Annotated in this window: 17 protein-coding genes; 7 read left to right on the forward strand and 10 right to left on the reverse strand. The window is 60.6% G+C overall.

Features of this window, described 5'->3' with window-relative positions; all coding sequences use genetic code 11:
• Window positions 1–49: 49 nt before the first annotated feature.
• Window positions 50–547: a cytochrome b gene (locus OKB77_RS21705; RefSeq protein WP_270818470.1), complete on the reverse strand. Its 498-nt coding sequence runs from the start codon at window positions 545–547 to the stop codon at window positions 50–52.
• A gap of 290 nt (window positions 548–837) precedes the next feature.
• On the opposite strand from OKB77_RS21705, the gene xseA reads away from it, so the two are divergent.
• Window positions 838–2,217: an exodeoxyribonuclease VII large subunit gene (gene xseA, locus OKB77_RS21710; RefSeq protein ID WP_199428065.1), complete on the forward strand. Its 1,380-nt coding sequence runs from the start codon at window positions 838–840 to the stop codon at window positions 2,215–2,217.
• 116 nt (window positions 2,218–2,333) lie between these two features.
• On the opposite strand, the gene OKB77_RS21715 is transcribed toward xseA, so the two are convergent.
• Window positions 2,334–3,053: a GntR family transcriptional regulator gene (locus OKB77_RS21715; protein ID WP_005337027.1), complete on the reverse strand. Its 720-nt coding sequence runs from the start codon at window positions 3,051–3,053 to the stop codon at window positions 2,334–2,336.
• 247 nt (window positions 3,054–3,300) lie between these two features.
• Here OKB77_RS21715 and mngA point away from each other — a divergent pair, with 247 nt between their 5' ends.
• Window positions 3,301–5,247 (forward strand): PTS 2-O-a-mannosyl-D-glycerate transporter subunit IIABC, encoded by a 1,947-nt coding sequence (mngA, locus tag OKB77_RS21720; protein WP_199428066.1) that lies wholly within the window; start codon window positions 3,301–3,303, stop codon window positions 5,245–5,247.
• 86 nt (window positions 5,248–5,333) lie between these two features.
• Window positions 5,334–7,988, forward strand: coding sequence for a mannosylglycerate hydrolase (gene mngB / locus OKB77_RS21725; protein ID WP_199428067.1), 2,655 nt, complete (start codon window positions 5,334–5,336; stop codon window positions 7,986–7,988).
• 168 nt (window positions 7,989–8,156) lie between these two features.
• Here mngB and OKB77_RS21730 read toward each other — a convergent pair whose 3' ends face one another.
• Together OKB77_RS21730 and OKB77_RS21735 are read right to left on the reverse strand one after the other, a co-directional pair.
• A complete protein-coding gene (locus tag OKB77_RS21730) occupies window positions 8,157–9,146 on the reverse strand; it encodes a D-alanine--D-alanine ligase (RefSeq protein WP_058057457.1) in 990 nt (329 codons plus the stop codon).
• Window positions 9,147–9,350: 204 nt separating this feature from the next.
• Entirely contained in the window at window positions 9,351–9,959 is a 609-nt protein-coding gene (locus OKB77_RS21735; RefSeq protein WP_019445550.1) for a 2OG-Fe(II) oxygenase, read from the reverse strand.
• A 349-nt stretch (window positions 9,960–10,308) separates the two neighbouring features.
• Between OKB77_RS21735 and OKB77_RS21740 the strand changes: the two genes are divergently transcribed.
• Both OKB77_RS21740 and OKB77_RS21745 read left to right on the forward strand, forming a co-directional pair.
• Entirely contained in the window at window positions 10,309–10,785 is a 477-nt protein-coding gene (locus tag OKB77_RS21740; protein ID WP_042080383.1) for a glutathione peroxidase, read from the forward strand.
• A 182-nt stretch (window positions 10,786–10,967) separates the two neighbouring features.
• Entirely contained in the window at window positions 10,968–12,356 is a 1,389-nt protein-coding gene (locus tag OKB77_RS21745; RefSeq protein WP_265776250.1) for a DEAD/DEAH box helicase, read from the forward strand.
• A gap of 111 nt (window positions 12,357–12,467) precedes the next feature.
• On the opposite strand, the gene hutW is transcribed toward OKB77_RS21745, so the two are convergent.
• A complete protein-coding gene (gene hutW / locus OKB77_RS21750) occupies window positions 12,468–13,829 on the reverse strand; it encodes a heme anaerobic degradation radical SAM methyltransferase ChuW/HutW (protein ID WP_265776249.1) in 1,362 nt (453 codons plus the stop codon).
• 256 nt (window positions 13,830–14,085) lie between these two features.
• Between hutW and OKB77_RS21755 the strand changes: the two genes are divergently transcribed.
• Entirely contained in the window at window positions 14,086–15,681 is a 1,596-nt protein-coding gene (locus OKB77_RS21755; RefSeq protein WP_150388967.1) for a methyl-accepting chemotaxis protein, read from the forward strand.
• A 126-nt stretch (window positions 15,682–15,807) separates the two neighbouring features.
• On the opposite strand, the gene aroG is transcribed toward OKB77_RS21755, so the two are convergent.
• From aroG to OKB77_RS21780, 5 genes are all read right to left on the reverse strand, one after another.
• Window positions 15,808–16,863 carry a 3-deoxy-7-phosphoheptulonate synthase AroG gene (aroG, locus tag OKB77_RS21760; protein WP_005351268.1) on the reverse strand — a complete coding sequence of 352 codons (1,056 nt, stop codon included), beginning with the start codon at window positions 16,861–16,863 and terminating at the stop codon, window positions 15,808–15,810.
• 220 nt (window positions 16,864–17,083) lie between these two features.
• On the reverse strand, window positions 17,084–18,367 hold the full coding sequence (gene aroA / locus OKB77_RS21765; RefSeq protein ID WP_005351267.1) for a 3-phosphoshikimate 1-carboxyvinyltransferase: 1,284 nt from the start codon (window positions 18,365–18,367) through the stop codon (window positions 17,084–17,086).
• A 227-nt stretch (window positions 18,368–18,594) separates the two neighbouring features.
• The gene (gene serC, locus OKB77_RS21770) at window positions 18,595–19,683 is read right to left on the reverse strand and encodes a 3-phosphoserine/phosphohydroxythreonine transaminase (protein WP_270818471.1); all 1,089 of its coding nucleotides are present in this window, start codon (window positions 19,681–19,683) and stop codon (window positions 18,595–18,597) included.
• A 225-nt stretch (window positions 19,684–19,908) separates the two neighbouring features.
• A complete protein-coding gene (locus tag OKB77_RS21775) occupies window positions 19,909–20,835 on the reverse strand; it encodes an electron transfer flavoprotein subunit alpha/FixB family protein (protein ID WP_270818472.1) in 927 nt (308 codons plus the stop codon).
• Window positions 20,832–21,584, reverse strand: coding sequence for an electron transfer flavoprotein subunit beta/FixA family protein (locus OKB77_RS21780; RefSeq protein ID WP_150388964.1), 753 nt, complete (start codon window positions 21,582–21,584; stop codon window positions 20,832–20,834). Before OKB77_RS21780 ends, OKB77_RS21775 begins: the two co-directional genes overlap by 4 nt.
• 169 nt (window positions 21,585–21,753) lie before the next feature.
• Here OKB77_RS21780 and OKB77_RS21785 point away from each other — a divergent pair, with 169 nt between their 5' ends.
• Window positions 21,754–23,397, forward strand: coding sequence for an electron transfer flavoprotein-ubiquinone oxidoreductase (locus tag OKB77_RS21785; protein WP_199428070.1), 1,644 nt, complete (start codon window positions 21,754–21,756; stop codon window positions 23,395–23,397).
• Window positions 23,398–23,446: the final 49 nt, after the last annotated feature.

A 23,446-nucleotide genomic window follows, 5' to 3' on the forward strand; every position in this document is an offset into this window, starting at 1 on the left:
TTCATGCTGAACCTTATCCCTGATGCCAAGTGGGGCTCATGATCTCACATCAGGGACTTGTTCGCACCTTCCCTAGCAAAAATGCCAGCATGACATATGGCAAATAAATATGGATTGTGTGGGCAATATCCCGAACGGATTCACTGAATGGAATCACATTGGCAGGATCACGGATATCTGGATTCATCGGAATAATAGACCAGCCAAATATCGCAACACCTCGGCCAGCCGCTGCGGAATAACAGAGACCGGACACCGGAATAAGCAGCGTTGAAATCAGCAAACCCCAGTGGATCGCCCTGGCTGCCAATGCCTCGTAAACAGGATATTGACGCACAGGCTCAGGCCACCCTCTAACAAGGCGGAAAATGGCGCGGGGCAGGATCAAGATCAGTGCAATCACCCCCAGAGATTTATGCAGGGCATAGAGATCCCATATTTCAAATTTAACCATCAGATAGCCCACAAGGGTCAGGCCAATCATCAGCAAGGCAACCGACCAGTGCAGCAAACGGGTCGTCAAACTTAAGCGGATTGAGGGATTCATAAGCTACTCCAAACAGGGGGCGAGTAAACGTTGGTCAAGATGGTGGCGCCGTGAACATCAGCAACACCTGAGAGATCAACGGCATCTAGGCAAGCCGCGACTTGGCTAGATGCAGGCAAGCACGAGGGCTTTTATAGGGAGCCATACTGCCTGCCCGAATAAACGGCAGCGTTTCCAATCTTGCTTTTCTGCTGCTGGCGCCTCCTGCTTCACGCCCTCCCCCTGTTTCGGGTTAAGATAGCGGCCATTGTTTTATCCCGGCCCCGCCGGTGCAGACCACAGGTACGCCATTGAACCGATTTACTCCATCCAGTACGGCGAACGGCCGCGAGCAGCAGGTCTTTACCGTCACCCGCCTCAACAGCGCCGTGCGCATGATCCTGGAGCAGGATCTGGGGCTGGTGTGGCTGACCGGCGAGCTCTCCAATCTGGCGATGCCAAGCTCCGGCCACTGGTACTTCTCCCTCAAGGACATGTCGGCGCAGGTGCGCTGCGCCATGTTCAAGGGCAACAACCGGCGGGTGGCGTTTCGCCCGCAGGATGGCATGCAGGTACTGGTGCAGGCGCGGGTCTCCCTCTATGAGCCGCGCGGCGACTACCAGCTGATCATCGAGTCGATGCAGCCCGCAGGCGATGGCGTGCTGGCGCTGCGTTTTGAAGAGCTCAAGCGCCGCCTCGGCGCCGAGGGGCTGTTTGACGAAAGCCGCAAGCGGCCGCTGCCCCGCGAACCGCGGGCGGTGGGTCTTATCACCTCCGCCACCGGCGCCGCCCTGCACGATATGCTGACGGTGCTTAAACGGCGTGCGCCGGATCTGCCGATCTTTATCTACCCGACCCAGGTACAAGGCAGCGCCGCCATCAGCCAGATCGTCGCGGCGATCGCCAAAGCGAACCAGCGCGCCGAGGTGGATGTGCTGATCGTCGGCCGTGGTGGCGGGTCGCTTGAAGATCTCTGGTGCTTTAACGAAGAGGCGGTGGCGCGCGCCATTGCCCACTCCGCCATACCTGTGGTGAGCGCAGTGGGTCACGAGGTGGATGTCACCATCAGCGACTTTGCCGCCGACTTGCGCGCTCCTACCCCGTCGGCCGCCGCCGAGCTGGTGGCGCCGGATCAGAGCGCCCGTGCCCAGCGTCTCGTTCACCTCAAGCAGCGACTGCTGCAGGCGATGAGCCGCCAGCAAACCGCCGCCCGCCACGATTTCATCCTGCTGCAAAAGCGGCTCGACCATCAGGATCCGAAACGGCGACTGGAGCAGCAATCACAGCGCCTCGACGAGCTCTCCACCCGTTTGCAGCAACTGCTGCGCCAGCGGTTGCATCAGGGGGAGCGGCGCCTTACCAACCTTGAGCTGCGCCTGCAGAGCAAGAGCCCGGAACGTTTGCTGGCCGTGGGCAAGCGCCGCCACCAGCTGGCCGAGGAGCGGCTCTATGCCCTGATTGCCAAACGCCAGGATCTGGCGAGCCACCGCCTCGCCATGCTCACCGCCCGCCTCGACGGGGTGAGCCCGCTTGCTACTCTGGGTCGCGGCTACTCCATCACCCGTACTGCGCGTGGCGACGTCATCAGCCGCGCCGATCAGGTCAACAGTGGCGATCAGCTCGTCACCACCTTGGCACAAGGGAGCCTGCAGGTGCGGGTCGAGGAAGTTATCAAAGACTCAGCGCAGTAGATCAGCTGCATCAAACCACCAGCCAATCTGCTATTCAGCCCGGCAATCAGCCAAAAACAAAGGCCACCACCGCAAACAGGGTGGTGGCCTTTTTTATCTCGGGTGCTGTCGCCTGCTCACCCCTTGGCGCGGCGGGCGACCAGGGTGAACTTGTAATCATCGCTCTTGAAGAAGTTGCGACTGAACTCGAACACGGTGCCATCTTGCAAGAAGCCACGGGAAACCTTCTCGATAATGGGCTTGGCAGGATCGATACCGAGCGCCTCCACCACCTGCGCCGAGGGGAGCACCGGAATGATCTCCTGCTCGCTGCGGTCGATCACCAGCTGCTTCACCTCCTCGATGTAGTGGTACTTGGAGCCCTGCATCACCGCATAACTGAGATCGGGGAAGAGGGCGAGCGGCATCCAGGTCTCCTCGAGCGTTACCGCGATCTGGCGAATAAAACGCACCCGCTTGACGTAGTAGACCAGCGCCCCTTCCAGCAGATTGAGCCGCTCGGCCAGCTCGCTGCTTGCCTTGATCACCTCGAAGGCGAGAATGTCGCTGTGGGTCTCGGCCGCCGGATCAGTCACCTTCTCGTAGAGGCTGGTGAGCTGATAGATGTCGTAGTTCACCTTCTCCTGCCGCACATAGCTGCCGCTGCCCTGAATGCTCTCGATGACGTTGAGTTCGGTCAGCTGCTTGAGGGCCTGACGCACCGTCACCCGGCTCACCCCGAACTGCTCGCGTAGCTCGGCTTCGGTGGGCAGGGCATCGCCGGGGGCCAGCTCCCCTTGCGCAATCCACTGCTGGATGGTGTCGGCTATCTGGCGATACATGGGTTTTTTCGACACGAAAGGCCACCTCGTCGGCTCTGCGCCATGATAAATGGAAGAGGCGCCATTCTACCCCAGTTGCATGGCAGACAAAACGGCTCAGCCCCATTTGACCTAACAAATCACCTTGAACAAACAATACAAAAACAATACAAATAACGAATTGTATGATACTACTCACAAAAATCAGTCGGCCGGTTTGTTAGCATCGCTGTCACTTTCACCATGACGGCTTGCTGGCAAGCCAACCTGACAGAGGATCATCATGAATCTGACCAGTCTTACCGGCCCCCATCTCATCACGCTGCAAACCCGGTTTGCCGATCGGGATGCGGCCATTCATGCCCTGGCTGATCGGCTCGATCAGGCCGGCAAGCTGCACGACAAGGCCGCCTTTCTGGCCGCGGTCATGGCCCGCGAGGCGCAGGGCCCCACCGCCCTTGGCGAAGGGCTGGCGGTGCCCCACGGCAAGTGCGATGCGGTGCGCGAAGCGGCCTTTGCCGTCGCAACCTTAAGCGAGGAGCTGGGCTGGGAGGGGATCGACGGCCCCGAGCCGGTCAACCTGATCTTCATGCTGGCGATCCCGACCGATCAGGCGGGCTCGACCCATATGCAGCTGCTCACCACCCTCACCACCGCCCTGGTGGATGACGATACCCGCGAGGCAGTGCTGGCGGCCCAGAGTGCCGAGCAGCTGATGGCGCTGCTCGATGGTGAAGGGGATAGCGGCAAGCAACCAGCAAAAGAAGACAACTTAGATACAAATCAACCCACTGTGGTCTGTGTCACCGCCTGTCCGGCGGGGATCGCCCACACCTATATGGCTGCCGAGTATCTGGAAAAGGCGGGGCGCAAGCTGGGCATTCGGGTACTGGTCGAGAAGCAGGGTGCCAACGGCATCGAGGATCGCCTGCCGCAAGAGGCGCTCGATGCTGCGGTGGCTTGCATCTTCGCCGCCGAAGTGGCCATCAAGGAGCAGGAGCGTTTTGCCGGTATCCCCCGGATCGAGACACCGGTGGCCGAGCCCATTCGCCATGCCGAGCGGATCCTCAATGATGCGCTGGAAGCGGCCAAGGCAGGGCGCACCGCCCCGACGCCCAACCCCAGCCAGAGCGACGTGCCGACCGGCAAGAAGGTGAGCCTCAAGACCGAACTCAAGCAGGCGCTGCTGAGCGGCATCTCCTTTGCCGTGCCGCTGATCGTGGCAGGCGGTACCGTGCTCGCCGTCTCTGTGCTGCTGGCCCAGATCTTCGGCCTGCAACATCTGTTTGATACCGAGAACTCCTGGCTCTGGATGTACCGAAAACTCGGCGGTGGCATGCTGGGCACCCTGATGGTGCCGGTTCTGGCGGCCTATACCGCCTACTCGCTGGCAGACAAACCGGCGCTGGGCCCGGGCTTTGCGGCGGGACTGGCCGCCAATATGATTGGCTCCGGTTTTCTCGGCGGCGTGGTCGGTGGCCTTATCGCCGGTTACCTGATGCGCTGGGTCAAGCAACATGTGCGCCTTAGCCCCAACTTCAACGGCTTTCTCACCTTTTACCTCTATCCGGTGATCGGCACCCTGGTGGCAGGCAGCCTGATGCTGTTTGTCATCGGCCAGCCGGTAGCCTGGCTCAACAACAGCCTCACCGAGTGGCTCAATGGCCTCTCCGGCACCAATGCGCTGGTCCTGGGCGCCCTGCTCGGTTTTATGTGCTCGTTTGACCTGGGTGGCCCGGTCAACAAGGCGGCCTACGCTTTCTGCCTCGGCGCCATGGCCAACGGCGTCTACGGCCCCTACGCCATCTTCGGCGCGGTCAAGATGGTCTCGGCCTTTACCGTCACCTTCTCCACCCTGCTGGCGCCGCGCCTGTTCCAGACCTTCGAGATCGAGACCGGCAAGTCCACCTGGCTGCTGGGGCTGGCAGGGATCACCGAGGGCGCCATTCCGATGGCCATCGAAGATCCAATCCGGGTGATCGGCTCCTTCCTCGCAGGCTCGGTGGTCACCGGCGCCATGGTGGGTGCCATGGGGATTGGTCTCTCCACCCCGGGGGCCGGCATCTTCTCCCTGTTCCTGCTCCATGATGGCGGCCACGGCGCCCTGATGGCTGCCGCCGTCTGGCTCGGTGCGGCGCTGGTGGGCACCCTTATCTCCACTGTGGTGCTGATCGGCTGGCGCCGTCACGCCATGCAGCGCGGCACCTATCAGGTGGTCGCCGCAGAGTAAGGCTCATCTTCACTACCGATTTTTCAACAGACTATTTTTCCGCACGGCAGGCAAGGGCCGCCGTGCGTCAGCAAAGGATCATTGTCATGACAGTTTCACGAGTTCACATCACGCCGCACATGCACTGGGATCGGGAGTGGTACTTCACCACCGAGGAGTCCCGCATCCTGCTGGTCAACAATATGGCGGAGATCCTGGCGCGGCTTGAATCCGACCCCGACTACAAGTTCTATGTGCTGGACGGCCAGACCGCGGTGCTGGAGGATTATTTCGCCATCCAGCCCGAGAACAAGGCCCGGGTGAAGGCGCTGGTGGAAGCGGGCAAGCTCATTATCGGCCCCTGGTACACCCAGACCGACACCATGCAGGTGAGCGGCGAGTCCATCCTGCGCAACCTGCTCTACGGGATGCGCGACTGCCTTAGCCTTGGCGAGCCGATGAAGATCGGTTACCTGCCCGACTCGTTCGGCATGTCCTCCCAGCTGCCCCACATCTTCAACGGCTTCGGGATCGATCGGGCCATGTTTTGGCGCGGCTGCTCCGAGCGCCACGGCACCGACAAGACCGAGTTCCTCTGGCAGAGCAACGATGGCAGCGAGGTGACCGCCCAGGTGCTGCCGCTCGGCTACGCCATCGGCAAGTACCTGCCGGAAGATGAAGCGGGCCTGCGCAAGCGGCTCGAATCCTACTTCGAGGTGCTGGAGAAGGCCTCGGTGACCCAGGATATCCTGCTGCCCAACGGCCACGACCAGATGCCGCTGCAGCAGAACATCTTCGCCATCATCGACAAGCTTCGCGAGATCTACCCCCAACGTGAATTCCACATGAGCCGCTTCGAGCAGGTCTTCGAGCGCATCGAGGCGTGCCGCGACCAACTGGCCACCCTCAAGGGGGAGTTCAACGACGGCAAATACATGCGGGTGCACCGCACCATCTCCTCCACCCGGATGGACATCAAGCTGGCCCACGCCGCCATCGAGAACAAGATCGTCAACATCCTCGAACCGCTGGCGAGCATCGCCTGGGCGCTCGGCTTCGAGTACCACCACGGGCTGCTCGAGAAGATGTGGAAGGAGATCATGAAGAACCACGCCCATGACAGCATCGGTTGCTGCTGCAGCGACAAGGTGCATCAGGAGGTGATGACCCGCTTCATTCTGGCCGACGACATGGCCGAGAACCTGATCCGCTTCTACATGCGCAAGATTGTCGACAACATGCCGGTGGCGCTCTGTGAAGACGGAGTACAGGTGGCTGACAAGCTCTGCCTGTTCAACCTGATGCCTTTCCCCCGTCAGGAGGTGATCAACACCAGCATCCGCATTCGCGCCCAATCCTTTGCCCTGCGCGATGAAGCGGGCCAGCCGGTCCCCTATTTCATCCGCGCCAGACGCGAGATTGACCCGGGTCTGGTGGACAGACAGATCGTGCACTACGGCAACTACGACCCCTTTATGGAGTACGACATCCAGCTCTGCCATCCGCTACCTGCCATGGGCTACTGCACCCTCCATATCGAGGGCAATCAGCCGGGACTGGAGCAGCCGGTGACGACCAGCGGCGAGCTGCTGGAGAACGATTTTTACCGCATCGCCCTCAATGACAACGGCACCCTGCAGATCCTGGATAAGCTGCGCGGCACCACCTTCGATCAGGTGCTCACGCTGGAAGAGGGCTCCGATGATGGCGACGAGTATGACTACTCGCCATCGCGGGACGAGTGGCTGCGCTACTCCACCGAGTTTGCGGTGACCCGCGAGGTCACCCATCAGGCGTGGCAGAGCATCGCCACTCTCACATTGCGTATGGCATTGCCTGCCAACCTCGCCGAGCGAGCCAGCCGCCAGTGCAGCAGTCACCTCGATGTCACCTGCCGCATCACGTTGGCGCATCAGAGTCCGCGCATCGACATCGAGCTGGAGCTCGACAATCAGGCCGATGATCACCGGGTGCGGGTGCTGATCCCCACCCCCTTCCCGAGCGACACAGTTGTTTCCGATAACCAATTTGGCTGCATCACCCGCCCTACCCGCGACAGCGCCATGGCGAACTGGGAGGCAGAAGGGTGGAAAGAGGCACCCATTCCGGTCTGGCAGCTGATGAACTTCGTCGCCCTGCAAGATGGCAAGCAGGGGCTGGCGGTACTGAGCGATGGTCTGCGCGAGTTTGAAGTGATCGGTGAGCAGTGTGACACCCTAGCACTCACCCTGCTGCGCGGGGTCGGCGTACTCGGCAAAGAGGAGCTGCTGCTGCGCCCGGGTCGCCCCTCCGGCATCAAGCTGCCCACCCCGGACTCCCAGGTGCGTGGCAAGCTCAGCTGCCGTTTCAGCCTGCTGGCGTTTGCCGGCGATCACATCAGCGCCAACGTGATGCAGGCGGCGCGCAGCTACCTCACCCCGGTGCGCTGCTACAACAAGATCCCGTTCGATGCCATGAAGCTCAACAAGGCGAGCTTCACCACCCCGCTCCACTTCAGTCTGCTCACCATGGATCCGTCCGGTCCGGTGCTGAGCGCCCTGAAGAAAGCCGAAGATGAAGAGGCGCTGGTGATCCGGGTCTACAACCCGAGCGAGCAGGCGGTACTAAAGGGTGGCAAAGTGAGCAGCGAACACGCCCTGAGCGACTGGCAAGCGGTGCGAATGGACGAGCAGCCCCAGCCCCTTGAACTGGCCGCTGGCGAGTTTGGCGAGCTGGCGCCGTGCCACTCCCGCAGCGTGCGCTTTCGGGTGGCTCGCGGCTAACGGTCGGTAACACCCACAGGTAGCAACAGGCGGGGAAGAGTCATCCCCTCCCCGCCTGTTTATCCCTTCAAGCTGGCCTGCCCCGCTTGATAAAGGCATAAAAAATCCCCGCCGATTGGCGGGGATTTTTATTGGGTTCTTCTTCATCCCGCGAGCGGGAGAGCACGCTTAGCTGGCCTTGCGCAGGATCTGCTCAAGGTAGTCGGCGAAGCGGTGACCGTGATGCTCCAGCAGTTTCGGGAACATGGAGATGGAGGTCATGCCCGGGAAGGTGTTGATTTCATTCAGCAGGATCTCCCCCTCCTCGGTCAGGAAGAAGTCGATGCGCGAGAGATGGGTCAGTTTCAGCTGACGGAACGCCTTGAGGGCATACTCGTGGATCGCATCGGCCTGCGCCTGGGTCAGCCCCTCGGCACGCAGTGCCGTCTCGGTATGGCTGGCGCTGCTGTACTTCTCTTCATAGGTGTAGAACTTGTCCTGCGGCACGCAGATCTCGCCCGGATAAGTCGCCACCAGCTCGTCACCATACTGGTAAACCGCCACTTCCAGCTCACGCGGCTTGACCGCTTTCTCGATCAGAACCTGTTCGGAGTAACCAAAGGCATCGGCAATACCTTTCACCAGGTCCGCTTCGTTGCTGGCAGAGTAGCAACCAACGGAAGAGCCCTGGGAAGCCGCCTTGATAAAGACCTTGCCCCACTTGGCCAGCGCGGCTTTGGCCTCGGCCAGCGCCGCCTCATTTTGCTCGGTCAGGAACAGGTATGGGGTGTTGGGAATGCCGATGGCGGAGAGCCACAGCTTGGTACTGATCTTGTTGAAGCAGATCTTGCTCGCCTCGGCATCGCAACCGAGATAAGGCAATCCAGCCAATTCGAGGAAGGATTGCAGATCGCCGGTCTCACCCGGGTAGCCGTGGATGCAGGGCACCACGTAATCCACCGGACGGGCCACGCTGTCGAACGAAAGCAGCTTGTCGAGCCCCAGCTTGCACTCGCGGCCATCGGCACTGAGCCAGCGATCGGCGAACATCTCGACGCGGGTCACTTCGACACCGGGCAGAAGGCCCAGTTGTTGCTCGAGGAAATTGGCGCTGCGCAGAGAAACTTCGTGCTCTGAGCCACCGCCGCCGCACAGCAGCAAGACATGCATGTTCTTCATTAGATGTGATCCCTTGGGAAAAGCGGCCTCGTCATGACCATTTGATAAGCCAACCACCATAAAAACCGGACGAAGCCAGATACGAACATAAGTGCGCGCCAGTGTAGCAAGGGAGATCAACCCTTGTCAGCTGATGGGAGACCCATGACCCCACTTCTTGCAGTGAAAAGTCTCCCCTGTGTCAAAATCGGGACACATTGCCCCTCAGCGCGGGGGATCGACCCTTCCCATGCCGTTGCCATTGACCCGAAACCAGCCGGCAATACTGTAGCGCTCCTGATTGGCAGGCAGTACCTCGTGGGGAAACTCCTCGGAGAGAAACATGACCAGCCGGCCCCCCTTGGGGCTCACATCCATCAGAAACTGCTCCTTGTCGTCATACATGCGCAGCACTCCACCCGCTTCGGGCAGCCAGTCGTTGTTGAGGTAAAATACGGTGGTAAGACGGCGGTTGGAGCGACCGGCAAAGGCATCCCGATGGGTGGCGTAAAAATCCCCGCTGCGATAGCGGGCGAAGTGGGCCTCGTAGTCGAACAATCCCAGCATCAGCATCCGGTTGGCGGCAAGACGCAGGGACTCCATCCGGGCGAGGTAGTCGGCCACCGGCGCACCGAGGGAGGGCTCCAGCCAGTGGATCTGGTCACGGCGAATGTCGGGATTGCCCTGGTGCAGGGCGTCACGGCCGATCCCGGCCGGTTGCCATTCGCCTGGCAAACAGGCTTTGAGGGCATCCACCTCGGCGGCAGTCAAAAAATCATCCACTATCACCCATCCCCGGGTGTAAATGGCATCCATGGCAGCTTGATAGTCCAAGATTGGCTCACAATGAGTGGAAAGAGGGCGCTTTGTAGCGACTTACCGGCAAAGTCACAAACCGGTTTGCTTCTCTTGAGAAGTCCCAACATCAATACGCGAGTTGCTGCTCGCTTCCCCGCTTTTTATCGCCAGTTGTGATCCCGCTCCGCCAACAGGCGTATTGGCTGTCGAAACTGTGATGGCCCTTGCAATCGGTACGAGGAGGCGCCGCGGCCTCCTTGCGGTTCCAAGAGCCAGCCGATACCGTATCCGCATCGCCATGTTGCTGTTCATCCGGCGCTTGTCTCTGTCCCCGACCGAACCACTCACGGCACAACCCGCGCATCACCCACGAAAGGATCTTCTTATGCCTCTGCCCGATCTCACTTTGCAACGACTGGATGGTACCCCCTACCCGCTGACTCAACTGGCGGGCAAGGTGGTGCTGGTGGTCAACGTGGCCAGTCGCTGCGGCTTTACTCCCCAATATGAAGGGCTGGAAACGCTCTATCGGGAGCTCGGCCCCAAGGGGCTGGTGATTTTGGGCTTCCCCTGCAACCAGTTTGGCAATCAGGAGCCGGGGGATGCGGACGAGATTGCCCGCTTCTGCTCCCTCGACTATCCGGTCACCTTCCCGATCATGGCCAAGTGCGATGTCAACGGTGAGCATGCCCACCCCTTCTACCAGTGGCTCAAGCAGCAGAAACCGGGCTTTCTGGGGCTGGAAAACGTCAAATGGAACTTCACCAAGTTCCTGATCGACCGCGATGGCAATGTGGTAGAGCGCTTTGCCCCCCAGGCCAAACCGGAGAGCCTGGCCGAGCAGATCCGCGAGATGCTCTGATGCTCCCGCACCGTTTTACGCCACTGCGTTGAACGATTCTATGGCGGCCGGTGCGACAGCTACTGCGCAGCGGCCGCTCTTTTGCTATATTACGGCCCCACTATCTTTTCCATATCGTGGCTGGCCCCAACACGCTGGCTGCCCGTTGAGCCAAAGGCTCATCTCAGGAGTTTCTCTCGAACATGTCATTCAACGAACTGGGTCTGTCTCCGCATATTCTGCGGGCCGTCAAGGAGCTGGGTTACGAACAGCCAACCCCCATCCAGCAGCAAGCGATTCCGGCCATTCTGGCCGGTCAGGATGTGCTCGGCGGCGCTCAGACAGGCACAGGCAAAACGGCCGGTTTCACCCTGCCGATGTTGCAGCGTCTGCTGGCCAACCATGGTCGTGGCCGTCGTCAGGTGCGCGCACTGGTACTGACCCCGACCCGCGAACTGGCGGCACAGGTGGGCGAGAGCATCATCAAGTATGCCCACCACCTGCCATTCAAGACTCTGATCGCCTATGGCGGTGTCAGCATCAAGCCCAATCTGGACGCCATCAAGCTGGGGGTGGACATTCTGGTCGCCACCCCGGGCCGTCTGCTGGATCTGCTGACCCAGGGCGCCCTGACCCTGAGCCAGCTGGAAGTGCTGGTGCTGGATGAAGCGGATCGCATGCTCGACATGGGCTTTATCGTCGACATCCGCCGCATCATGAAGGCGCTGCCTGCAGAGCGGCAAACCCTGCTCTTCTCTGCCACCTTCTCAAACGACATCAAGGCGCTGGCGGATGATCTGCTGAACGACCCCACCCTGATCGAGGTTGACCCCAGCAATACTGCTGCCGAGCAGGTAACCCAACGCATCATTCAGGTGGATCGGGAACGCCGCCGCGAGCTGCTCTCCCACATGATTGGCCGTGGCAACTGGCAGCGGGTGCTGGTGTTTGTTCGCACCAAGCAGATCGCCGACCGCCTCGCCCAGCAGATGCAAAAAGATGGCCTCAATACCGTGGCGATCCACGGTGACAAGAGCCAGGGTGCCCGCAACCGGGCGCTGGCCGATTTTCGCAGTGGCGAGGTGCGGGTGCTGGTGGCGACCGATATCGCCGCCCGCGGTCTCGATATCGATCAACTGCCCTACGTGATCAACTTTGAACTGCCCCAGATGGCGGAGGATTACATCCACCGTATCGGCCGTACCGGCCGCGCCGGTCGTGGCGGCGAGGCCATCTCGCTGGTCAGTCAGGACGAGCTGGGTCAGCTCAAGGCGATCGAAGCCCTGATCGGCCAATCCTTGTCCGTGGAGATCCTGGAAGGGTATGAGCCAAGCGGCAAGCCGAGTCGCCAGACTCTGCCGGGCAGCAAGCCGGTGCAGAACCCGCCTCGGTCTCGCGGTCATGCCAACGCCAAGAGCAGCAATGCCAAGGGCAAGCCAGCCGCGGGCAAGGGCAAAGCCAAGGGTGACGCCAGCAAAAAACCTGCACCGGCCCGCAAGCGGGAAGTGGTGGGCGAGGATATCGGCTTTACTCCGATGCGCCGCCTGCCCAAGGCGATGCGCGACAGCTATCAGGAGAGCAGCGACGAGTAAGCTCGCGCGACGCTAACTGCCAAGCCAAAAGAGGGAGCCTGCAAGGCTCCCTCTTTCGTTATGGATCGCTCGGAGCCATGTAAGCGCTCCGTGCAAATGCTCCGCTCGGGCTCAAACCAGCGAATGGCGTACCGCGGCAGTACCATGGCTGGGCGGCGCTGAACCATCGAGCGGATTGAGCTGCAAGAACTCGAACAAGCCAGCCTGCATATTGACGTTCCAGAAGCGTCCGGCGAGGGAGAGTTGCAACCGTGCATTCTCGACCTCGGCCAGCCCGTGCTGCTGCCAGGCGGCAAAAAGCGGCATCAGGTGGGTCAGCAAAGGCGCTGGCAGACGATCCAGCGCCAGCACGCCACTGTCGAGGGCGCCACGCAGCAGACCGTCCATCCTTGCATTGGGATTGCGCCCCATCACCATCCCGGGCGCCCGCTTGCCACTGGCCAGCGCGTCATGCCAGGGGGCCAGATCCCGCCCATACATCAAGCCGTGACCAAGAATACTGCCCCCCGCACCGGCACCAAAGGGGAGGATCTCCGCACCGCGCTTGGCCATCTGGTTATAACGACTCTGCTCGGCCGGGCTGCGCCGCCAGTGACTGCAAGAGAGACGCTCCCAGCCGTGAGCTTCCAGTTGCGCCCCGCCATAGGCATACATGGCCGCCCGCTGCTGGCCATCGGCGAGCCAATCCAGAGTGCCCTTCTCCTGCGCCCGCTCCAGATTGGTGCCCTGCATGGCGATGAGCTGGTAGAGATCGACCCCGTGTACACCACTCGCCATCACATCGCGGATATCCTGCTGCCACACGGCATCATCCTGACCGGGCAGACCAAAGATGAGATCCGCCACGATCACAGCCGCATCATCCCGGGTCAGCTCACCCAGACGGGTCAGCAGCGTCTCCCTGTCATCGAAACGGGCCGCCTGCTGACGCACCCGGGTATCAAAGCTCTGCACCCCGAATGAGAAGCGGTTGAAGCCCCCCGCCAGCGCCACCTGCCATTTCTCTTCATCAAAGCCGTTGAGCCGCCCCTCCAGTGTCACCTCGGCATCCGCCGCCAGCGGAAAACGGCGGATCACGGCGGCCAGCATGGCCAGCTCGTCGGCGCTCATGTCGGTCGGCGTACCGCCCCCTACATAGACGGCTGAAAATGGCATGCTCTGCGCCAGCGGGGTGTCAGCCGCCTGCGCAAGGGAGGCGCACAAGGCGTTGACATAGCGGTTGATCCGCGCCGGATTGGCGCCATTTTCAAAGAAATTGCAGAAGCTGCAGCGCTTTCGGCAAAACGGAATGTGGATGTAGAGGGCGCGCTCTTCAGCTTCACTCTCTCGCTGCCACCAACTCTGCCAGCCAGCCTCATCCAGCGGGAAGGGGCGCATCCCTCCCCGACTGGCGTGAGCCGAGGTCTTGGCGCTAAAAGCAAACTTGAGGGGATCCGGCGTGGCAATACCGGTCATGGAAGGGGTCAGATTCATGATGGTCACTATTATCAGCAAATAATGACAATGATAACGATTATCGTTACTGGAAATTTGTTCTGGATCAACCCGAGGAGCAGCCCCTCTCCCGAAAGGCATTTTGGCAACCTGCATTACCGATCTGCTTAACAGATTATTTACTCAAGAGTGGTTATCGTGTGCCGATAGAGAACCATCTCCCGCCGTTTCTTCGTCTACGATCAAGATGATACGGGATCACATAACAACACCAAGCGCATGGAACTTGCCCAAAATGCATAACCTCTCCTTGAACTGGAAAATATTCCTCCCTCTTGCGCTGGTCATCAGCACCACCTTTGGCCTCTGCTTCGAACTCTCCGCCTGGCTGCAACGGGATCTCGCCATCCGGCTGGCAGAGGAGAAAGTTGAGAGCATGGCCAACACCTATATGGATCAGGTGAACGTGCTGATGATGACAGGTGGCATGGCCAACCGGCAGATAGTGCAGACCAAACTCAAGAGTGAAGCGGGCATCGTTGAGGCCCGTCTGGTGCGCGCACCAGCAGTAAGCAACCTGTTTGGCCCGGGTCATCCGGATCAGAAAGCGCAGGATCTCCTCGATGAGCGTGCCATCAATCAGGGCGAAGCCATCCTGGAGCAGCAGGGCAACCGGCTCATCCTGATCAAACCGTTCAAAGCCTACAAGGAGTATCGCGGCACCCAGTGCCTCACCTGTCACCAGGTCAATGAAGGAACCGTGATGGGGGCAGTGCGGATCAGTTATGACCTCAGCCACACCTTCGGCGAGATCCGCCACAACAACCTGATCCTGAGCGGCAGCCTGGCCGCCGTCTTCAGCATCGGCTTCGGCTTGCTCTGGTGGGTATTGCAACGTTACGTGAAACACCCCCTGCGCCAGCTGCAGCTCACCATGATCCGGATGGCCAAAGAGCGCGACCTCGCCCTCCCCCTGGTCAATCACAGCCGGGATGAACTGGGCCAGATGACCCGCGCCGTCAATGATATGGTGCAGGGCTTCCGCCACAGCCTGCAGGAGGTGGAAGGGGCGACCCACCAGCTCTATCAGGAGTCGAACCAGATCCGTCAAGTCGCCACCCAGACCGAAAACTCGGCCCGCCAGCAAGAGGGGATGACCACCCAGGTCGCCGCCGCCGTGAGCGAACTGGCCGCCAGCTCTCATGAAGTGCGCGAACATGCCCGCCACAGCGCCGAGCTCTCCGCCCTCACCAATCAGGATGCCGCTGACACCAGTCGCCTCGCCCAGCACTCCATCACCGATATGGGCGAGATGTCGGCAGAGATCGATCGGGTGGATCAGGTGATCCAGCAACTCGACAGCCGCTGCCTGGCGGTTGACGGCGTACTCGAGGTGATCAAGGGGATTGCCGATCAGACCAACCTGCTGGCCCTTAACGCTGCAATTGAAGCGGCCCGGGCAGGTGAGCAAGGCCGTGGCTTTGCGGTAGTAGCCGATGAAGTGCGGGCCCTCTCCAACCGCAGCCGCGCCGCCAGCGAAGAGATCTCACAGATGATCGCCGCCCTGCAAAATGAGGCCCAGAGCGCAGTTACGGTGATCGGGGATGCAAAAAGCAAAGCCGATGAGAGCATCAGCAAGACCGAAGCGACCCTGGCAGCCATGCAGAACATCATCGAGCGCATCGCCCGCATCAACGACCTCAACGCCCAGATGGCCCAGTCGGCCGAAGAGCAGGACAGGGTCTGCCATGAGGTAGACAGCTCGGTGAGCGATATTCGCAACACCTCCAACGACACCCTGGGTCAGGCGCACGCCGCCAATCTCGCCAGCATCCAGCTGGTGGAGCAGTGTCAGAAACTGGAGGCTCTGCTGAAAACCTACCGCTGGTAATCCACTTCACCAACGACAAAGCGCGACCCGAGGGTCGCGCTTTTGCTTTATTGATTCGATTTGGCCGAATGGCATCGTTGCTGTTCCAGCGGCGCGCTGACTATTAACAGCGCCGCTAGGATAGCTTTAACGGGCGTTACGGGTTGCGACGGCATCAGCCAGGTTGCGCAGCAGCACTTCGGTATCAGCCCAACCGATGCAGGCATCGGTGATGCTCTGACCAACAGTCAGTTCACACCCTTCCACCAGATCCTGACGGCCTTCTACCAGATGGCTCTCCACCATCACACCAAACACCGCCTTGCTGCCGGCACGCAGCTGACCGGCCACATCCTCGGCCACCACCATCTGGTTCTTGAACTGCTTGCTGCTGTTGGCATGACTAAAGTCGATCATCACCTTCTGGGGCAGACCGGCCTTCTCCAGCCCCTTCACAACTTCGCTGACATGGGCCGCGCTGTAGTTCGGCTCACGACCACCACGCAGAATGATGTGACAGTCCGGGTTGCCGCGGGTCGCCACGATGGCGGAGTGACCGTATTTGGTGACCGACAGGAAGTGGTGCGGCGCACTGGCAGCGCCAATGGCATCGATGGCAACCTTGATGGTGCCGTCAGTGCCATTCTTGAAGCCCACCGGACAGGAGAGACCGGAGGCCAGCTCGCGGTGCACTTGGGATTCGGTGGTACGAGCGCCGATCGCACCCCAGCTCATCAGATCCGCCACATATTGCGGGGTGATCATGTCGAGGAACTCGGAGGCAGTCGGCAGCCCCATGTCATTGAGATCCAGCAACAGCTTGCGACCAATGCGCAGACCGTCGTTGATCTTGCAGCTATTGTCGAGGTACGGATCGTTGATCAGCCCCTTCCAGCCCACTGTGGTGCGCGGTTTTTCGAAGTAGACCCGCATCACGATCTCCAGCTGACCTTTCAGCTCGTCGCGCAACGCCTTGAGGCGCTTGCCGTACTCCAGCGCGGCAACCGGATCATGGATGGAGCAAGGACCAATCACCACCAGCAGACGATCATCTTCGCCAGCCAGGATATTGTGAATGGCCTGACGGGATTCAAAAACGGTGGACGAGGCCACCTCGGTAGCCGGAAACTTCTCAAGCACCGCAACCGGGGGTAATAACTCTTTGATTTCACTGATACGAACGTCGTCGGTTTGATGCTGCATGACAAGGCTTCCTGCTAGATGACTGCGATTAGGAAATCTCAACATAGCCCGCGACAGGGCATGTGTAAATAGGAAATTACAGCAATTACAAAACTATTTTATATGGCAATCTTGCAAGTTATTGAAATGATGCTAAGCGAAATGACGATACTGGTGAGGAAGGCAAAAAGGCCCGCTCAGCGCGGGCCCGAAGCGTCGGTGATGACGGGTTTGTCAGTGATCAGCCACGCTGGCTGATACTGGCCAGCTTGTCGAAGTAATCCGGGAAGGTCTTCGACGTGCACTTGGGATCATTGATGGTGACCGGGGTATCCGACAGCGCCACCAGCGAGAAGCACATGGCGATACGGTGATCGTTGTAGGTATCGATCTCGGCATGCTTGAGCTGGGTCGGCGGGGTCACGGTGATAAAGTCATGCCCCTCCTCCACTTCAACGCCCAGCTTGCGCAGCTCGGTCGCCATGGCGTGCAGACGATCGGTCTCCTTCACCCGCCAGTTGTAGATATTGCGAATGGAGGTCGGCCCCTCGGCAAACAGCGCGGCAACCGCGATGGTCATGGCCGCATCGGGAATATGGTTCATGTCCATATCCACTCCGTGCAGCGGCGCCTGCTCCGCCTCGATGAAATCATCACCCCAGGTGATGCGCGCGCCCATCTTCTCCAGCACGTCGGCGAAGTGGATATCACCCTGAATGCTGTGCTTGCCGATACCGGTGACCCGCACCTTGCCCTTGATGGCGCCCGCCGCGAGGAAGTAGGAGGCGCTCGAGGCATCCCCTTCCACCAGAAAGTCACCCGGGCTGATGTAGGTCTGGTTGCCCTTGATGTAGAACAGCTTGTAGTTGTCGTGCTCGATGACCACCCCGAACTGCTTCATGATGTGCAGGGTGATGTCGATATAAGGCTTGGAGACCAGCTCCCCCTTGATGTGGATCCGGGTATCACCGGCCGCCATCGGCGCCGCCATCAAAAACGCGGTCAGGAACTGGCTGGAGACGGAGCCATCGACGTGCACATCGCCGCCCCACAGCCCCTTGGCATCCACCACCAGCGGCGGATAACCATCGTGTTTCAGGTACTGGATATGGGCACCTGCTTCACGCAGGGCATCCACCAGATGGCCGATGGGACGCTCTTCCATGCGCGGCTCGCCGCCCAGGGTATATTCACCGGAGCCGAGGCACAGGGCGGCGCAGAGCGGGCGCATGGCGGTACCGGCGTTGCCAAGGAACAGATTGACCGGCTCTTTTACCGCAAAGCTGCGGCCCAGGCCCTGCACCGTACACTCGGTCTTGTCGGCGGAGAGCTTGTACTTGACCCCGAGCTGGGTCAGCGCAGCCAGCATATGACGAATGTCATCGCTGTCGAGCAGGTTGGTCAGACGGGTGGTGCCACGAGCCAGCGCCGCCAGCAGCAGCGCACGGTTAGAGACACTCTTGGAGCCGGGCAGATTGACCTCACCGGCCACACGAGAAATGGGTTCCAAACGCAACGAATTCATAGACTTCCTGTGCTATCTCAAAAATAAACGCCTGTCCGGACGTTAACAGCCTGCGTCCCGCTCGGCAAGGGCACTTTCAGGGGAAATCGCACGGTAAACGCCAGCGCGCTGGTTCTGTTGAAAAAAAGACGCCGGGGTATCCCCGGCGTCTTGAATCACTGTAATAGCTGGAAGCGGCTCACGAGTTGTCACGAGAGGCCGCCAGCAGGCATGTAAGTACTCTCTTCTCAGCCGTGGCGTTTGGCAAAGCCATCCATAAAGCTCACCAGTGCCTTCACCCCATCCAGCGGCATGGCGTTGTAGATGCTGGCGCGCATGCCACCGACAATACGGTGCCCCTTGAGGGCCAGCAGGCCAGCAGCTTCCGATTCGGCCAAGAACTGCTTGTCCAGCTCGGCATTTTTCAGCTGGAACGGGATGTTCATGCGCGAACGGCAGCTGACATCCACCTGATTGCCGTAGAAGCTCGACTGATCGAGATAGTCATAGAGGAAGTCTGCCTTCTCCTTGTTGCGCGCTTCCATCGCCTCGAGGCCACCCTGTTCCTTGAGCCACTCGAACACCAGGCCGGCCAGATACCAGGCGTAGGTGGGCGGTGTGTTGAACATGGAGTCGTTCTTGGCAGTGAGCTTGTAGTCGAAAATCGAGGGGACATCGGCTCTGGCCTGCTCCAGCAGATCATCGCGCACGATGGCGATGGCAAGCCCGGACGGCCCGATATTTTTCTGGGCACCGGCATAGATGATACCAAAGCGGCTCACATCGAGAGGACGGGAGAGAATGGTGGAGGAGAGATCCGCCACCAGCGGCACCTCGCCGGTAGCCGGGATGTCAAACATCTCGATGCCGTCAATAGTTTCGTTCGGGCAGTAGTGAACATAGGCCGCATCGGCGCGAAACGCCGGGGTCGGCAACAGGTGAGAGATCCCCTGCTCGTTCTTGGCAACCCCCTGGAAGGTCTGGATATCGCCATACTTTTTGGCTTCATCCACCGCGCTCTGGGACCAGACGCCGGTCAGCAGGAAGTCCGCCTTCTTGTTGGCCCCGCCCAGCAGGTTCATGGGTACGGCAGAGAACTGACCGCGGCCGCCACCGTGCATGAAGAGCACCTTGTAGTTGTCCGGCACCGCCAGCAGTTCGCGCAGATCCGCTTCGGCCTTCTCGGCAACCGCCATGTAGGGCTTGCCGCGATGGGAAAGCTCCATGACCGAGGCTCCCAGCCCCTGAAAATTACAAAATTCGCGCTGGGCGCGCTCCATGACTTCAACCGGCAGCATGGCGGGGCCGGCGCAGAAGTTGTAAATCTGTTTGCTCATGACGCTTTCCGTGAGTGGATGAGAGTAATCGATGACTTGTCAGGTTTTACACAAGAGCAGCCAGCGGATCAAAGGCTTTTTGGGAGCTGGCTCAACCTTTTACCGTCACTCTGCATCCCCCTTGCAGTAGAAAAAGCCCTGAACGGGTCAGGGCTTGCAGGGAACATGCACAGAAATGGCGGGCAGAGCGCATAAACGACCACAGCTCAGCCATTTCTGACAAATTTACAGTTTGGCGGTGAGCTCCGGAAGCAGAGTGAAGAGATCCCCCACCAGCCCGTAGTCCGCCACCTGAAAGATGGGGGCATCGCTGTCCTTGTTGATGGCCACAATCACCTTCGACTCCTTCATCCCCGCCAGATGCTGGATGGCCCCCGAAATGCCGACCGCGATATAGAGCTCGGACGCCACCACCTTGCCGGTCTGCCCCACTTGCAGATCGTTGGCAACATATCCCGCATCAACGGCGGCTCGCGATGCCCCCACCGCCCCACCCAGCTTGTCGGCCAGCGCCTCAATCAGGGCAAATTGCGCCTTGGAGCCCAGAGCCCGGCCACCGGAGACAACTACCCGGGCGGCGGTCAGTTCGGGCCTGGTGGAGCGCACCGCGCGGCGCTCCACCAGCCGGGTACGACCAGCGAATTCAGGCACGGCCAAGTGCTCGATGGGAGCCTGCCCGCCTGTCGCCGCCTTGGCAAACGCGGTGGCCCGCACCGTCATCACCTTGACGGGCGCCGAGCTTGCCACTCTGGCGATGGCATTGCCCGCATAGATGGGGCGCAGGAAGGTGTCGCTGCTCTCGATAGCCGTCACCTCGGAGAGCATCTCCACCCCGAGCCGAGCCGCTACCTGTGGCAGCAGCGCCTTGCCCATGGTACTCGCCGCCATCAGGCAGTGGCTGTAACCTTCGCACCAGCTGGCCAGCAGCTTGTCGACCCCATCCAGCAGCCCGTCGACCAGCAGGGGATGCTCGGCAAGCAGAACCTTGTCGACACCGCTGAGGGCTGCCGCCTGTTCACCCGCCTCGGTCAGCCCCTGACCCAGCAACAGCAGGTCAACTTGACCGCCGATGGATCCGGCGGCGGTCACCAGTTGTGCCACGTTGTCGGCCAGATGGCCCTGATGATGTTCGGCAATGATCAGCACGCTCATGGCAGCACCTTCGCTTCGTGTTTGAGTTTGTCCACCAGCTCGTCCACCGAGCCCACCTTGATCCCGGCGCTGCGGGCTGGCGGCGCCATCACCCCGAGCAAACGGGTCTGGTTGGCCACCTCAACGGCGAGTGTCGAGAACGGAGCGCTATCAAGCGGCTTGCGCTTGGCCTTCATGATGTTCGGCAGCGAGGCAAAACGCGGTTCATTCAAACGCAGATCGGCGCTCACCACCGCAGGCAACGGCATGCCCAGGGTCTCGAGGCCACCGTCGATTTCGCGAGTCACCAGCAGTTCTCCCGCTTCCACCTTGAGGGCTGACGCGCAGGTCGCCAGCGGCCAATCATTTAGGGCAGCCAGCATCTGGGCCACCTGATTGTTGTCTGAATCGATGGACTGCTTGCCAAGCAGCACCAGATCCGGCTGCTCCTGCCCACACACCTTGTGCAAGGCGCGGGCAACCGTCAGCGGGGTGAGCGTCTCATCGGTGACATAATGCAGCGCCCGATCCGCCCCCAGCGCCAGCCCATGGCGCAGTTGCTCGGCGGCAGCGTCAGGGCCGAAGGTCACCACCACCAGTTCGCTGGCAACCCCGGCTTCCCGCAGCCTGACCCCCTCCTCCACCGCAATTTCACAAAAGGGGTTGATCCCCATCTTCACATTGGCGAGCTCCACGTCGGAGCCGTCTCCCTTCACCCGGATCTTGACGTTGTAGTCGACTACCCGTTTGATCGCGACCAGCAGCTTCATGGGGTCATGCCTCGTCTCTTTGGATTGAATTCATTAGTGTGCCTCTGCGTTTGTTGCAGTACTCTCTTCCCTGATTTTTTGCTTTTTCTTGCTCAGCTTTGCTTACAACTGCTTTACGTTTACGTAAACTACCAGCATTACCCTAGGCCAACCAGAGCGCAGAGGCAAGATGGAACGGGAAGCAATGGAATTTGATGTCGTCATCGTCGGCGGCGGTCCGGCGGGGCTCAGTGCAGCCATCGCCCTGAAACAGCAGGATGCCACTCTCTCTGTCTGTCTGCTGGAGAAGGGGACCGAAATTGGCGCCCATCTGCTCTCCGGCGCCCTGTTTGATCCCGTCGCCTTGCAAGAGCTGCTGCCGGATTGCTGGCAGCAAGCGCCGCTCGGCGTACCGGTCAACGACGATCAGGTGCATCTGCTGCAAAGCGAGCAACGCTCCCTGCAACTCCCCGCTTGGGCGGTGCCGCCCCGGATGCACAATGAGGGTTGCCATGTGGTCAGTCTGGGCAATCTCTGCCGCTGGCTTGGCCAACAGGCGGAAAAACTGGGAGTCGAAATATACCCGGGATTTACCGCCAGCGAACTTATCATGGAAGCGGGCCGGGTCAAGGGGGTCATCACCGGCGATCTGGGGCTGGATCGGGCGGGCAATCCAAAAGCTGATCATGTGCCCGGCATGGCACTGCTCGGTCGCTACACCCTCTTTGCCGAAGGGGCCCGCGGTCATCTCGGCAAGCAGCTGATCGCCGACTTCAACCTGGCCAGCCCTGCCCAGCCCCAGCACTATGCCATCGGCTTCAAGGAGCTGTGGCAACTGCCTGCTGGCCAAGGCAAAGCGGGACAGGTGCTACACGGTAGTGGCTGGCCCCTTGGCAAGCAGGGGGGCGGCAATAGCCACGGTGGCTTCTATCTCTATCACATGGAGGGGGATCAGGTGGCAGTAGGGCTGATTGTCGATCTCAACTACCAGAATCCCTGGCTCAGCCCGTTCGACGAATTCCAGCGCCTCAAGCATCACCCGCTTATCGCCGGCGTGTTGCAAGGGGGTGAACGCATCAGCTATGGCGCCCGCGCCATCACCAAGGGGGGCTGGCACGCCCTGCCCCGTATGCACTTCCCGGGCGGCCTGCTGATCGGCTGCGATGCCGGCACCCTCGACTTTTCCCGCATCAAGGGGATCCACACCGCCATGAAATCGGGGATGCTGGCGGCAAAAACCGTCGCGATGGCGCTGCGGGGGGGCGATGAAGGGGGCCGGGATCTGGCCCAGTATGGTGACGAGCTGCACCAGAGCTGGCTGGCCCGCGAACTCAAGGCGGCGCGCAACTTCGGCGCGGCTCTTCATCGCTATGGTCCCTGGTTGGGCGGTGCCTTCAACTGGCTGGAGCAACGGCTGTTTGGCGCAAACTCGCCCTTCAAGCTGCTCGATAAGGCTCACGACTACCGTCAGTTGCGCGTGGCCAGCCGCTGCAAGCCCATCCCTTATCCCAAACCCGATGGCAAGCTGAGCTTTGACAAGCTCTCGTCTGTGTATCTGGCCAACACAAGTCACGACGAGGATCAACCTTGCCACCTCAAGCTGCAGGACGAGCGCATTCCGGTCGAGGTCAATCTGCCCACCTGGGCCGAACCCGCCCAACGCTACTGCCCGGCAGGGGTGTTTGAAGTGCTTGAAATGGAAGGCGCGCCCAAACTGCAGATCAACGCCGCCAACTGCATCCACTGCAAAACCTGCGATATCAAGGACCCCAGTCAAAACATTATCTGGACGCCGCCACAGGGGGGCTCCGGGCCCAATTATCCGAATATGTGATGAAGCGGGGCAGCGGCAACAAGCAGCCCCAGCTAGCCCTCCCCCAGCC

Origin of the sequence: Aeromonas sp. Y318-3 (assembly GCF_027706185.1) — a bacterium.
GTDB lineage: Bacteria > Pseudomonadota > Gammaproteobacteria > Enterobacterales > Aeromonadaceae > Aeromonas > Aeromonas veronii.

Coding starts and splice junctions, on each gene's coding strand:
- aroA (WP_005351267.1), bottom strand. CDS start 18,367: ATGAATTCGTTGCGTTTGGAACCCATTTCTCGTGTGGCCGGTGAGGTC.
- aroG (WP_005351268.1), bottom strand. CDS start 16,863: ATGCAGCATCAAACCGACGACGTTCGTATCAGTGAAATCAAAGAGTTA.
- mngB (WP_199428067.1), top strand. CDS start 5,334: ATGACAGTTTCACGAGTTCACATCACGCCGCACATGCACTGGGATCGG.
- OKB77_RS21740 (WP_042080383.1), top strand. CDS start 10,309: ATGCCTCTGCCCGATCTCACTTTGCAACGACTGGATGGTACCCCCTAC.
- OKB77_RS21705 (WP_270818470.1), bottom strand. CDS start 547: ATGAATCCCTCAATCCGCTTAAGTTTGACGACCCGTTTGCTGCACTGG.
- hutW (WP_265776249.1), bottom strand. CDS start 13,829: ATGAATCTGACCCCTTCCATGACCGGTATTGCCACGCCGGATCCCCTC.
- mngA (WP_199428066.1), top strand. CDS start 3,301: ATGAATCTGACCAGTCTTACCGGCCCCCATCTCATCACGCTGCAAACC.
- OKB77_RS21785 (WP_199428070.1), top strand. CDS start 21,754: ATGGAACGGGAAGCAATGGAATTTGATGTCGTCATCGTCGGCGGCGGT.
- OKB77_RS21730 (WP_058057457.1), bottom strand. CDS start 9,146: ATGAAGAACATGCATGTCTTGCTGCTGTGCGGCGGCGGTGGCTCAGAG.
- serC (WP_270818471.1), bottom strand. CDS start 19,683: ATGAGCAAACAGATTTACAACTTCTGCGCCGGCCCCGCCATGCTGCCG.
- OKB77_RS21775 (WP_270818472.1), bottom strand. CDS start 20,835: ATGAGCGTGCTGATCATTGCCGAACATCATCAGGGCCATCTGGCCGAC.
- OKB77_RS21745 (WP_265776250.1), top strand. CDS start 10,968: ATGTCATTCAACGAACTGGGTCTGTCTCCGCATATTCTGCGGGCCGTC.
- OKB77_RS21780 (WP_150388964.1), bottom strand. CDS start 21,584: ATGAAGCTGCTGGTCGCGATCAAACGGGTAGTCGACTACAACGTCAAG.
- OKB77_RS21755 (WP_150388967.1), top strand. CDS start 14,086: ATGCATAACCTCTCCTTGAACTGGAAAATATTCCTCCCTCTTGCGCTG.